The following is an 11,984-nucleotide window of genomic DNA, read 5'->3' as shown; positions in this document are numbered from 1 at the left end:
CGGCGATATCCGCCTGCCGCGCGTCGTTGACCACAAGCCGCACCTCTTCGCCGCGGCCGCCGTCATGGACGGCGTTGGCAAAGGCGGCGACGTCGCGCCGCCCTTCGTCGATCGCGCCCGCCCATTCCTCGGCGAGGTGGGGGAACCCGATCCAGACGGCGGCGTGCGGCGCCCATTCGGCAGGCATTTTCAGCGTCATGGGCGCGCGCTTTTCCGCTTATTTCGCGGGACGCGACTTGTCGCGGGCGGCGCGGAATTCGTCGCCCTTGACCCAGTTCGGCCATGCGTCGGTCATCGCGAGCATGCGGCCCGCAGCATAATAGAGACGCAGGTCGGACATCATGCCGCCCCAGTTGGTGATCGCCTCATATTCGTCGCCCGGCGCGTGGTAGCGGTTCTTTTCATAGTCTTCCGACGCTTTCTTGCCCGCTTCGACCCCGCCTTCGACCAGGTCGTCGCCGCTGCCGAAGTTGAACATCGGCACGCCGAGCTTGGCGAAGCTGAAGTGATCCGAACGATAATAGAAACCCTTTTCGGGGGTCGGTTCGTCCTTGATCACGCGCTTGTCCATTTCGGCGAGCTTGGCGACATAGGCGTCGAGTTCGGACTTGCCGCGGCCGACGACGACGATGTCCTTCGTCGGGCCGATTGCGTTCAATGCGTCCATATTCACGCCGCCGACGGTCTGCGCGAGCGGGAAGATCGGGTTTTCGGCATAATATTTCGAACCGAGCAGGCCCGATTCCTCGGCGGTCACGGCCAGGAAGACGATGCTGCGGTCGGGCGCGCCCGCCTTGTGGAAAGCCTGCGCCAGCGTCACGAGCCCGGCGATGCCGCTCGCATTGTCGACGGCGCCGTTGCAGATGTCGTCGCCGGCGACGGCGGTGCAGCGGCCGAGGTGGTCCCAGTGACCGGTGTAGAGCACATATTCGTCAGGCCGCTTGGCGCCCGGCAGCACGCCGATGACGTTGCGCGACATCTTCTTCGCAATCTCGTTGTCGAAACCGAAGTTCGCCTTCACGCCGGTGAGCGCGACGGGCTTGAAGCCCTTCTGGCCCGCAGCGGCGCGCAGCTTGTCGAAGTCCTGTCCGGCACTTGCGAACAGCTCCTTCGCCTTCGGGAGCTGGATCCAGCCGTTGGCGACGGTCTGGTCGGCGCCGGCATTCTTGCTCTCGGCGAGATATTGCGTGCCGGTGTTGCTGCTTTCGACAACGTTCCAGCCATAGGCGGCGGGTTCGGTGTCGTGGACGATCAGCACCGCGGCGGCGCCCTGGCGCGCGGCTTCCTCATATTTGTACGACCAGCGGCCATAATAGGTCATCGCGCGGCCGTTGAACTCGCCCTTGGCTTCCTTGGTCTGCCAGTCGGGATCGTTGACGAGGACGACGACGGTCTTCCCCTTTACGTCGAGCCCGGCATAGTCGTTCCAGCCCTTTTCGGGGGCGTTGATGCCATAGCCGACGAAGACGACGTCGCTGTCCTTGACTTCGGTCTTCGGCTGGACGCGCCAGCTGAATGCGACATAGTCCTTGGCATATTGTGCGGTCACCGGCGTTTTGCCGCCGGTAAAGCTGATCGGCGTCGCGTTTTTCGCAGTGATCTCGACCAGCGGCACGTCCTGCGTCCACTTGCCGTTGTTCCCGGGCTTCAGCCCCGCTTCCTCATATTTCTTGATGATATAGGCGACGGTCTTTTCCTCGCCCGCGGTGCCGGGCGCGCGGCCTTCATACGCGTCCGACGACAGTTCCTTCGTGACTTCCTGAAGCGTCGCAAGCGACAGTTCGGGAATCTGGACGTCGGGGATGGCGGTGGCGGAGGTCGCCGCCTTGTCGGAGGTGTTGCATGCGGCAACGGATAAAAGGACCGCGGCGGCCGCGGCGGCTCTGGGGAAGCGAAGCATGGAGTTTCCTTGGAAAGTTTCGTTTGCGACGACCGGGCTTGTGCCAGCCCGATGCCGCGGGTGCAAGTATCGCCGCCGCTGCCGGATCATTGCTGCTTGGAAAACGATGCCATTATCCGTAGCAATGGAAAAACGGGATGGAATAACAGGGGGTATCGGATGCTGGGGCGCTTTCTGGGTTTGTCGGGGCTTTTGCTCGTCGTTGGTACGGCGCAGGCGCAGGCGCAGGAAGAGGATGCGGCGCGCTTGTTCGGAACGCTGCCCGGCGTAAGTCAGGCGAGCCTGTCGCCCGATGGGCAGAAACTGGCGTTCATCGCGCCGGGCAAGGGGCAGGCAAACGATCTTTTCGTGGTCCGTATCGGCGAGGATTCGGTGCCGCTTCGTATTTTGCGCGCGACCGGCGACCCTGAAATTTTGCTTTGGTGCGGCTGGGTCAGCGATGTGCGGCTGATCTGTCAGGTGGGCGGGCGACAGGAATATGGCGGGGAGATTTACGGGTACACCACGCTCGTCGGCGTCGATGCCGCGGGTGGCAATACCAAGGTGTTGAGCAAGCAGCGTGGGTCGAATGCCATCGGTTATGACTTTCGCGGCGGCAACGTCATCGATTGGCAGTCGGGAACGCCGGGCAGCGTCCTGATGATGCGCAGCTATGTTCCCGAGGCCAATCTTCGCGGCGCCTCGTTGATCAGCAAAGACGCCGACGGGATGGGCGTCGACTTGGTCGATGCCTTGACGGGCGCGACCAAGGTCGTCGAAAAACCGCGCCGCGATGCGACCGAATATATCACCGACGGCAAGGGCGCGGTGCGGGTGATGGGAGTTCATGCCACGGCCGGCCAGACGCAGTATCTGGGCAGCACCGTGCGGTATTTCTTCCGGCCGCGCGCGGGGGGTGCATGGCAACCCCTGTCGGCTTTGGATATGACGACCCGCGAGGGTTTCGATGCGGTTGCGGTCGATGCCGCGACCGACCGCGCTATCGGTTTTGCCAAGGTGAATGGGCGTTATACCGTCAGCGCCGTGCAACTCGACGGCACCGGCAAGGGATCGATATTATTTCAGCATCCGGAGGTTGACGTCGACAGGCTGGTGCGCGTCGGCCGCGACATGCGGGTGGTGGGCGCCACCTATGTCACCGAACGACGACATATGGTGACGACTGATCCCAAGGTGGATGCGATGGCAAAGGCGCTGTCGCGTGCCTTGGGCGGTAAGGATGTCTATTTCGTCGATGCCTCGGCAGACGAGCGGCAGTGGCTCGTCTGGGCGGGGTCCGACGTCGATCCCGGCCGCTATTATCGTTACACGCCGGCCGAAAAGCAGCTTCGCCCATTGCTGGAAGATCGCCCGCTTTTGGCCGGGCAGACCCTGTCGCCGGTAAAGCCGATCAGCTATGCCGCCGCCGATGGGACAATGATCCCCGGCTATCTGACCCTGCCGCCGGGCCGCACCGATGCCAAAGGATTGCCGGCCATCGTGATGCCGCATGGCGGTCCTTCGGCGCGCGACGAATGGGGTTTTGACTGGATCGCGCAATTTTTCGCGCAAAAGGGGTATGCCGTCGTTCAGCCGAATTTTCGCGGATCGTCGGGTTATGGCGACCAATGGTATCAAAACAATGGCTTCAAATCATGGCGTACCGCCGTTGGCGATGTGACCGATGCCGGGCGCTGGCTGGTGAAAGAGGGGGCCGACCCGGCCAGACTCTCGATCGTCGGCTGGTCCTATGGCGGTTATGCGGCGCTGCAATCCGGCGCGATTGCTCCGAGTCTGTTCCAAAAGATCGTTGCGATCGCACCCGTAACCGACCTCGCCAAATTGAAGCAGGAGGCCGAAAAATACACGACGGGCGCGCTGGCTCGCGATTTTATCGGGAGCGGGCCGCACATCCGGGAGGGATCGCCGGCGCAAAATGCCGCCGCGATTCAGGCGCCGGTTTTGATGTTTCACGGGGCGCTCGACCAGAATGTCGACATAGACCAATCGCGGCGGATGAAACGCGCGATCGAGGATGCGGGCAGAACCGCCGAACTGATCGAATATCCCGGCCTGGCGCACAACCTGAATGACAGCGACGCGCGCACCGATATGTTGAACCGGATCGCCGCCTTTCTGCCGAAATAATGGGCGCAACGAAAAGGGGCGGCCCGTTTCCGGACCGCCCCTTTGAATTCGATAGCGAACGCGATCAGCGCGAATAGAATTCGACGACCAGGTTCGGTTCCATCTTCACCGGATAGGGCACTTCGTCGAGCGTGGGCACGCGGACGTAGGTCGACTTGGTGCCGTCAACCGACAGATATTCGGGCAGGTCGCGCTCGGGCAGGCTCTGCGCTTCGGCGACCAGCGCCATTTCCTGCGCCTTCTTGCCGAGGGTGACTTCGTCGCCCGGCTTCACGAGGCGGCTGGCGACGTTGCACTTCACACCGTTCACATAGACGTGGCCGTGGCTGACGAGCTGGCGCGCCGAGAAGATCGTCGGGGTGAATTTCGAGCGGTAGACGACGGCGTCGAGGCGGCGCTCAAGCAGGCCGATCAGGTTCTGGCCGGTGTCGCCCTTCATGCGCGAGGCTTCGAAATAGTTCTTCTTGAACTGCTTTTCGGTGATGTCGCCGTAATAGCCCTTCAGCTTCTGCTTCGCGCGGAGCTGGATGCCGAAGTCCGACATCTTGCCCTTGCGGCGCTGGCCGTGCTGGCCGGGGCCGTATTCGCGGCGGTTGACCGGGCTCTTCGGGCGACCCCAGATGTTTTCACCCATCCGGCGGTCGAGTTTATACTTGGCGCTCTGGCGCTTCGACATATGTCGTCTCCAATATGCTGTGTGCCGAAGGATTTCGGCTTGTTCCCGGGTCGCACCATATGGGCTTTGCCATATGCGACCGCCGCTTCACCGGGGTGCGGGGTCCATTGCGAAGGCGCGCGGTTAGACGGCGATCGGCGTAAAGTCAAGCGTTACAGCGGCTGCTCGACACAGCGGAAAAAGCCGCTAAAGGCAGCGGCCATGACGTCCGCCAAACTTCCCGAAGAGTGCGAAACGATGACCGAGGTCCGCGTCGGGGTCGACCAGGTCGACCGCGAACTCGTCGCGCTGCTCGTCCGCCGCTTCGGCTATATGGATGCCGCAGCGCGCATCAAGACCGACCGGAGCGCAGTGCGCGACGAAGCGCGCAAGGCACAGGTGCTCGACAATGTCGGGCGCGAAGCCGCTACGGCCGGGCTGGAGCCCGATCGGCTGCGCGCGGTGTGGAACGAGCTGGTCGAACAATCGATCGCCTATGAGGCGGTTCGCTGGGACCATCTGCGCGCCGGTAGTTGATCGCGCGGCCTGTCGGTCCCGTTCCGGTCAGAGCCCTTCGATCACCGCGCCCTTGGCGTCCGGCCGAGCGAGGTGATGATCCCGTGCATCATCCGGATGTCGTTATACGACCAGCCGGTCTTGGTCAGCGCGGTGCGCAGCGTCCGCAGCGTCATTTCCTTCCGTTCGGGCGGGAAAAAATAGCCGCTGGCGTCGAGGTCGCGGACCAGATGTCCGATCAGTTCCTCCATCTCGGCGTGCGGTGCGGGCGGGTCGAGCGGCACTTCGGGCGGGCTCGCCAGCGCAACACCCTTCGACCATTCATAGGCGAGCAGGATCACCGCCTGCGCGAGGTTGAGTGAGGCGAATTCGGGGTTGATCGGCACCGTTACGATCTTGTGCGCCAAGGTGACGTCGTCGGTTTCGAGACCCGAACGTTCGGGCCCGAAGACATAGGCGGAACGGCCGACGCTGGCATGGACTTCGCGCGCTGCCGTTTCCGGCGTCAGCACCGGCTTGGTGACGCCGCGCTTGCGTACCGTCGTCGCATAGATGGTGGTGCAGTCGGCTACCGCCTCGGCGAGCGTGTCGAAAACATGCGCTTCGGCCAGCACGATGTCGGCGCCTGACGCCGCCGGACCCGCGTCGGGATTGGGCCAGCCGTCGCGCGGGGCGACGAGGCGCAGTTCGGTCAGCCCGAAATTGAGCATGGCACGCGCCGCCTTGCCAATATTCTCTCCAAGTTGCGGACGGACGAGGATGATGACGGGGGGCGGGGCGACGCTCAATTTTTGTGCGCCGCCTCGGTGACCGAAGACGCGAATTCCTCGAAGTCCTTGGCTTCGGTGAAATCGCGATAGACGCTGGCAAAGCGGATATAGGCGACATTGTCGAAGCCCTTGAGCGCCTCCATCACCATCGCGCCGATCTGCTGCGCCTGCACTTCGCTTTCGCCCGAGGTTTCGAGCTGGCGCTGGATGCCCGACACCAGTCGTTCGATCCGCGCGCCGTCGATCGGCCGCTTGCGGCACGCGATCTGGATGCTGCGCATCAGCTTTTCGCGGTCGAAGGGCTCGCGGCCGCCGTCGGCCTTGAGCACGGCGACCTCGCGAAGCTGGATGCGCTCGAAGGTCGTGAAGCGCGCGCCGCAATCCTCGCACTGGCGGCGACGACGGATCGCGGCGCCGTCCTCGGTCGGACGGCTGTCCTTCACCTGGCTGTCTTCATGGCCGCAATAGGGACAACGCATGGGCTAGCGTTTCACCCTCGTGTAGAGCGCGATCGCCGCGCCGGCGAACAGGCCGACGGGCCATGTGACAACCGGCAACAATATACCTGCGACCGCGCCGATCGCACCGCCGGTCAGTACGGGGCGGGTCGAAGGATGGGCCATGCCCTGCTTGCCCATCGCCTTGACCTCTTCGATCGAGAGTTCGACCAGCGTCGGTTCCTCCGGGTGCTGCCGTGCCATTGCCTTATCCTTGATAGATGGGGAAGCGTTCGCACAGCGCGCGAACGCGTCCGCGAACGTCGGCCTCGACATCGGCATCGCCATGCTCGCCCTTGTCGCGCAGCGCCTCGAGCACGTCGGCGACCATATCGCCGATTTCCTCGAATTCGGCGATGCCGAAGCCGCGCGTCGTGCCCGCGGGCGAACCGACGCGGATGCCGCTGGTCTTGACCGGCGGCAGCGGATCGAAGGGGATGCCGTTCTTGTTGCAGGTGATCGCGCTGCGTTCGAGCGCTTCGTCGGCGTCGCGGCCGGTGATGCCGAGCGGACGAAGATCGATCAGTGCGAGATGCGTGTCGGTGCCGCCCGCGACGACATCGGCGCCGCGTGCCTTCAGCCGGTTCGCGAGCGCCTGCGCATTCGCGATCGTTGCCTTGGCGTAATCCTTGAACTCGGGGCGCAGCGCTTCGCCGAACGCCACCGCCTTCGCTGCGATGACGTGCATCAGCGGGCCGCCCTGCAGCCCGGGGAAGACCGCCGAATTGATGCGCTTGGCGATCGCTTCGTCGTTGGTCAGGATCATGCCGCCGCGCGGGCCGCGCAGCGTCTTGTGTGTCGTCGTCGTGACGACATGTGCGTGCTGGAGCGGCGAGGGGTGGGCGCCGCCGGCGACGAGGCCCGCGAAATGCGCCATATCGACCATCAGCAGCGCGCCGACATCGTCTGCGATCGCGCGGAAGCGCGCGAAATCGAGCGTGCGCGGATAGGCCGAACCGCCCGCGATGATCAGCGTCGGGCGATGTTCTTTCGCCAATGCCTCGACCTGGTCGAAATCGACGAGATGATCGTCGGGGCGCACGCCATATTGCACGGCATTATACCATTTGCCCGACATCGCGGGCGGCGCTCCGTGGGTCAGGTGACCGCCGGCGTCGAGGCTCATGCCGAGGATCGTCGCGCCGGGCTTGGTCAGCGCAAGCATCACCGCGCCGTTCGCCTGTGCGCCCGAATGCGGCTGGACGTTGACATAGCCGCAGTCGAAGAGTTGCTTGGCGCGGTCGATCGCGAGCGTTTCGACCTCGTCCGACGGGCCGCAGCCCTGATAATAACGGCGGCCGGGATAGCCCTCGGCATATTTGTTGGTGAACACCGATCCCTGCGCCTCGAGCACCGCCTTCGAGACGATATTCTCCGATGCGATCAGTTCGATCTGATGCTGTTCGCGGTCGAGCTCATGTTTCATCGCCGCGGCGACCGCGGGGTCGACCCTGTCGACGCCGTCGGTGAAATAGCCGGCCGATTTGATGGGCTTGTCGAGCGTGTCTGTGGTCATCGGCTGGTCTCCAGTTGGGGCGGGTTGGAAAGCTTGTCGACGCGGCGCGCGTGGCGGTCACCGGCGAAATCGGTCGTGAGGAAGGCGTCGAGGCAGGCCTTCGCCATGTCGATGCCGGTCAGGCGCGCGCCCATCGCGATGATGTTCGCGTCATTATGCTCGCGCGAAAGCTTCGCCGACAGCGGCTCGGACACGAGGGCGCAGCGTGCGGCGGGATTGCGGTTGACCGAAATCGAAATGCCGATGCCCGACCCGCAAAGCGCAACGCCGCGTTCCGCGCGGCCGTCGGCGATCGCCGCGCCCAGCCGGTAGCCATAGTCGGGATAATCGACGCTTTCGGGGCCGTTGGTACCAAGATCCTCGACCTCGTGTCCCTTTTCGCGCAGCCAGTCGGCAAGCACGGCTTTCAGCTCGTAAGCGGCGTGGTCGGAGGCGATGGCGATGCGCATGGTGCGGCTCCCGCGGGGTCTAAGGGAATCGATGAGCGCGCTTTAGGCGAAGGCGCCGAACTTTGCCATAAGCGAGGTGGCAAATTTGTGACGCGCCCGATAAAGCCGTCCCATGTCCGACACGATCATGTCCATCCTGATGCTGACCGGGGTTCTTCTGACCGGCGGCGCCGTCTATGTCTTTCGGGGGGGCGACCGGCGCCACGCCTTGCTGATGCTCGTCGCCGCGCTGGTGATGTTCGCCAACGTCGCGATCTGGCTGGTGCCGACGAAATAAGCCTGATCCTCCCTGCCGCGAAGCGGTGGGGAGGGGGACCGTCCGCGAAGCGGATGGTGGAGGGGTTGGCGTCATGGCCCCTCCCTTGGCGCTTCGCGCTGCCACCTCCCCATGGCTCCGCCACAGGGAGGATGGCTCCTCAGCGGATCGGCGAATCGGGCGCGAGCCGCATATCCAGATAGTTATCGAGCGACTTCATCAACTGGTCGAGCTCATGCTCGAAGAAGTGGTTCGCGCGCGGGATTTCGTCGTGATGGATCGTGATGCCCTTTTGCGTGCGCAGCTTGTCGACCAGCTTCTGCACCGCGCTCGGCGGCACGATCTCGTCCTGCCCGCCCGCGACGATGATGCCCGACGAAGGGCAGGGCGCGAGGAAGCTGAAGTCGTACATGTTCGCCGGTGGTGCGACTGACAGGAAACCGCGGATTTCGGGGCGGCGCATCAAGAGCTGCATGCCGATCCACGCGCCGAAGCTGAAACCCGCGATCCACGTCGTCTGCGCCTCGGGGTGGATCGACTGGACCCAGTCGAGCGCCGACGCGGCATCGGAAAGCTCGCCGATGCCGTTGTCGAACGTGCCCTGGCTGCGGCCGACGCCGCGGAAGTTGAAGCGCAGCACCGCGAAACCGCGCGCGACAAAGCTCTTGTACATCGCCTGCGTGATGCGGTCGTTCATCGTGCCGCCCCCCTGCGGGTGCGGGTGAAGGATCAGCGCGACGGGCGCGCGCGGGCGCGGCGGGGGCGAGAAACGGCCTTCGATGCGGCCCTCGGGGCCGGGAAAAATAACGTCGGGCATGGGCGCACCTTCTATGTCTCGTGGGCTTGCCAGTGATTCGCCGAGAGGCGGGGTGGCGGAGCGAAGATGGCGCCTATATAGAAAATAGGTATCAACATGCAACTTTTGCGAATCGTTCGCAATAAGGACTCTCTCGCCGGATGATTTACCTCGACTATCAAGCCACTACGCCGCTCGCTCCCGAGGCGCGCGAAGCGATGTTGCGCTGGCTGGAGGGGCCGGGCGAAGGTGAGGGCTTCGCCAATCCGTCGAGCACGCACAAGGCCGGCCGCGCCGCCGCCGCCGCGGTCGAGTTCGCGCGCGATCAGGTCGCGGCGCTGCTGCCGAGGGGCGGACGGGTATTCTTCACTTCGGGCGCGACCGAAGCGCTCAACTGGGCATTGCTGCGCGGCGCCGAGGCGATGCCGGGCGGCGTCGCGGGGCTCAGCATCGAACATGCCGCGTCGCTGCAATGCCTCGAGCGGCTCAATGCGACGATCATACCGGTTGACGGCGAAGGGCTGGCATTGATGCCCGACGACGCGCTGATTCCCGAAGGCGGCATCGTCGCGATCATGCTGGTGAACAACGAGGTCGGGACGATCCAGCCGGTCGCCGATTTAGCCGCCGCCGCGCATGCGAAGAACAGCTTGCTGCTCTGCGACGCAGTTCAGGGCTTCGGCCGCGTCGCAATTCCCGACACGGCTGACCTGATCGCGATTTCGGCGCACAAGATCCACGGCCCGAAAGGCATCGGCGCACTCTGGATCAGGGACGGCGTCGACCTGCCGCCGCTGATGTTCGGCGGCGCACAGGAGCAAGGGATGCGGTCGGGCACCGTCTCGCCCGCGCTGTGCGCCGGATTCGGCGCAGCGGCGGCGCTCGCGACCGAACGCTTCGACGCCGACGCCGCGCACGTCGAACGCCTCTGGTCGCTCGCGTTGGACCTGCTCCCCGAATGGACGATCAACGGCGCCGCGAACCCGCGTTACCGCGGCAACCTCAACGTCCGGCGCGAGGGCGTGAACGGCCTCCGCCTGATGTCCGACGCGCGCAATGTCGCCTTCTCGCTCGGCAGCGCGTGCGGCAGCGGGTCGGGCAAGGTCAGTCACGTGCTCCGCGCGATGGGGGTGAGCGAGGCTGACGCGCGCGCCTCGATCCGTCTCGGCTGGGGACGCTATACCAGCGAACAGGAATTGCGCGCCGGGCTCAATGCCATCAAGGACGCCGCACGATTGCAGGGCGTGAACTGATGCGCGTCACCTTCATCCATGCCGACGGCAAGGGGCGTACCGAGGCGGAGGCCGAACCCGGATCGATCCTGCTCGACGTCGCGCAGGCGCATATGATGCCGCTCGAGGGGACGTGTGAGGGCCAGATGGCGTGCTCGACCTGTCATGTCATCGTCGCGAAAGAGGATTTCGAACGCCTGCCGCCCGCGAGCGAGATGGAAGAGGATATGCTCGACCTTGCCGCCGGTGTGCGACGGACCAGCCGGTTATCCTGCCAGATCGTGCTGACCGGCGAACTCGACGGGCTGACCGTTCATATTCCGTCCGAAAGCCGCAATATGCAGGGGCCGCGTTGATGCGTGCGCTTCTTGTCGGAATCGCTCTGATCGCCCTGGCGGGATGCGCGGCCGCGCCCGGCGAGCCGACCGGCGATTCGGTGATCACGGCCAAGGCGATACGCGAGCTCGAAAAGCGCAGCGGCGGCCGGCTTGGTATCGCGGTCGTCGACGCACGCGGAAAGCTGGTCTCCGCCGATCGCGGGCACGAGCGTTTCGCGATGTGCTCGACCTTCAAGCTGTTGCTCGCGGGGCAGCTGCTCGAGCGTGCGGCGAAGGGCCTGTCGCTGCGTACGCCGCTGGCCTTCACCCGCGCCGATCTTGTTCCCTATTCGCCGGGAACCGAAAAGCTGCTCGGGCCGGACGGAAAGGGCGAGCAGCGGTTGGACGCTGCCGCCCGGGACGCCGTCGTCCTCAGCGACAACACGGCCGCGAACCTCATTCTGAAGCAGATCGGGGGCCCGGCCGCCTTCACCGCTGCGCTCCATCGCGCGGGCGATACGGTGACACGGCTTGACCGCATCGAACCCGACCTCAACGAAAATGCATCGGGCGACGAGCGTGATACTACCAGCCCGATCGCGATGGCGACGAGTGCTGCCGGCTATGTTTATGGAAACCGGCTGCAGCCGGGGCATCGCAAGCAATTGCGCGGCTGGATGATCGAGAGCCAGACCGGCCTCAAGCGCATCCGCGCCGGCCTGCCGCAAGGCTGGATCGCAGGCGACAAGACGGGATCGTGCGGCAATGCCTATAACGACGTCGCCTTCGTCGAGACGCCCGGCGGCGGGAAATATGTAATCGCGATGTATCTCGATCGCCCGACGGTCGAGGGCGATACCGCCAGCGCGATCCTTGCCGACGCGACGCGCCTCACCGTCGCGGATTTGCCCGACTGAGCACGCCGCTTGCATTTCACGCCGCGCCCCGCCATA

General features: G+C 64.7%; 15 protein-coding genes. 6 read left to right on the top strand and 9 right to left on the bottom strand.

Annotated elements, in window-relative coordinates; translation table 11 throughout:
• Together VGD20_RS02750 and VGD20_RS02745 are read right to left on the bottom strand one after the other, a co-directional pair.
• Positions 1–199, bottom strand: a 199-nt coding sequence (locus VGD20_RS02750) for an agmatine deiminase family protein (RefSeq protein WP_331132979.1), incomplete at its 3' end; no start/stop codon positions are given.
• An 18-nt stretch (positions 200–217) separates the two neighbouring features.
• Positions 218–1,900, bottom strand: a complete 1,683-nt coding sequence (locus tag VGD20_RS02745) for a M28 family metallopeptidase (protein WP_331132978.1) — start codon at positions 1,898–1,900, stop codon at positions 218–220.
• A gap of 159 nt (positions 1,901–2,059) precedes the next feature.
• Here VGD20_RS02745 and VGD20_RS02740 point away from each other — a divergent pair, with 159 nt between their 5' ends.
• Entirely contained in the window at positions 2,060–4,027 is a 1,968-nt protein-coding gene (locus VGD20_RS02740; protein WP_331132977.1) for an alpha/beta hydrolase family protein, read from the top strand.
• Positions 4,028–4,091: 64 nt separating this feature from the next.
• On the opposite strand, the gene rpsD is transcribed toward VGD20_RS02740, so the two are convergent.
• Positions 4,092–4,703, bottom strand: coding sequence for a 30S ribosomal protein S4 (gene rpsD / locus VGD20_RS02735; protein ID WP_037510385.1), 612 nt, complete (start codon positions 4,701–4,703; stop codon positions 4,092–4,094).
• 201 nt (positions 4,704–4,904) lie between these two features.
• On the opposite strand from rpsD, the gene VGD20_RS02730 reads away from it, so the two are divergent.
• The gene (locus tag VGD20_RS02730) at positions 4,905–5,219 is read left to right on the top strand and encodes a chorismate mutase (protein ID WP_331132976.1); all 315 of its coding nucleotides are present in this window, start codon (positions 4,905–4,907) and stop codon (positions 5,217–5,219) included.
• A gap of 41 nt (positions 5,220–5,260) precedes the next feature.
• Here VGD20_RS02730 and VGD20_RS02725 read toward each other — a convergent pair whose 3' ends face one another.
• From VGD20_RS02725 to rpiB, 5 genes are read right to left on the bottom strand one after another with little or no spacing between them, the layout of a single operon-like run.
• Positions 5,261–5,986, bottom strand: a complete 726-nt coding sequence (locus VGD20_RS02725; RefSeq protein ID WP_331132975.1) for an RNA methyltransferase — start codon at positions 5,984–5,986, stop codon at positions 5,261–5,263.
• Positions 5,983–6,447 carry a transcriptional regulator NrdR gene (nrdR, locus tag VGD20_RS02720; RefSeq protein ID WP_331132974.1) on the bottom strand — a complete coding sequence of 155 codons (465 nt, stop codon included), beginning with the start codon at positions 6,445–6,447 and terminating at the stop codon, positions 5,983–5,985. Before nrdR ends, VGD20_RS02725 begins: the two co-directional genes overlap by 4 nt.
• A 3-nt stretch (positions 6,448–6,450) precedes the next feature.
• Positions 6,451–6,669: a hypothetical protein gene (locus VGD20_RS02715; RefSeq protein WP_331132973.1), complete on the bottom strand. Its 219-nt coding sequence runs from the start codon at positions 6,667–6,669 to the stop codon at positions 6,451–6,453.
• Between the two features lie 4 nt (positions 6,670–6,673).
• On the bottom strand, positions 6,674–7,981 hold the full coding sequence (gene glyA, locus VGD20_RS02710; RefSeq protein ID WP_331132972.1) for a serine hydroxymethyltransferase: 1,308 nt from the start codon (positions 7,979–7,981) through the stop codon (positions 6,674–6,676).
• Complete coding sequence (gene rpiB / locus VGD20_RS02705; protein ID WP_331132971.1) at positions 7,978–8,430, bottom strand: ribose 5-phosphate isomerase B; 453 nt, start codon at positions 8,428–8,430, stop codon at positions 7,978–7,980. The genes glyA and rpiB overlap by 4 nt, the downstream gene beginning before the upstream one ends.
• Positions 8,431–8,542: 112 nt before the next feature.
• Here rpiB and VGD20_RS02700 point away from each other — a divergent pair, with 112 nt between their 5' ends.
• On the top strand, positions 8,543–8,707 hold the full coding sequence (locus tag VGD20_RS02700) for a hypothetical protein (protein WP_331132970.1): 165 nt from the start codon (positions 8,543–8,545) through the stop codon (positions 8,705–8,707).
• A gap of 139 nt (positions 8,708–8,846) precedes the next feature.
• On the opposite strand, the gene VGD20_RS02695 is transcribed toward VGD20_RS02700, so the two are convergent.
• Positions 8,847–9,503, bottom strand: coding sequence for an alpha/beta hydrolase (locus VGD20_RS02695; protein WP_037510410.1), 657 nt, complete (start codon positions 9,501–9,503; stop codon positions 8,847–8,849).
• Positions 9,504–9,643: 140 nt separating this feature from the next.
• On the opposite strand from VGD20_RS02695, the gene VGD20_RS02690 reads away from it, so the two are divergent.
• The 3 genes from VGD20_RS02690 to bla are packed head-to-tail and all read left to right on the top strand — an operon-like array spanning position 9,644 to position 11,948.
• The gene (locus VGD20_RS02690) at positions 9,644–10,735 is read left to right on the top strand and encodes a cysteine desulfurase family protein (RefSeq protein ID WP_331132969.1); all 1,092 of its coding nucleotides are present in this window, start codon (positions 9,644–9,646) and stop codon (positions 10,733–10,735) included.
• Positions 10,732–11,070, top strand: a complete 339-nt coding sequence (locus VGD20_RS02685) for a 2Fe-2S iron-sulfur cluster-binding protein (protein WP_331132980.1) — start codon at positions 10,732–10,734, stop codon at positions 11,068–11,070. Before VGD20_RS02690 ends, VGD20_RS02685 begins: the two co-directional genes overlap by 4 nt.
• Positions 11,070–11,948, top strand: coding sequence for a class A beta-lactamase (gene bla / locus VGD20_RS02680; RefSeq protein ID WP_331132968.1), 879 nt, complete (start codon positions 11,070–11,072; stop codon positions 11,946–11,948). Before VGD20_RS02685 ends, bla begins: the two co-directional genes overlap by 1 nt.
• The last annotated feature ends 36 nt before the right edge of the window (positions 11,949–11,984 follow it).

The organism is Sphingopyxis sp., assembly GCF_036402335.1.
In the GTDB taxonomy this organism is placed as follows: Bacteria; Pseudomonadota; Alphaproteobacteria; order Sphingomonadales; family Sphingomonadaceae; genus Sphingopyxis.
The sequence above is the reverse complement of the archived record's forward strand: the minus strand, read 5'-3'. Positions and strand labels throughout refer to the sequence as shown.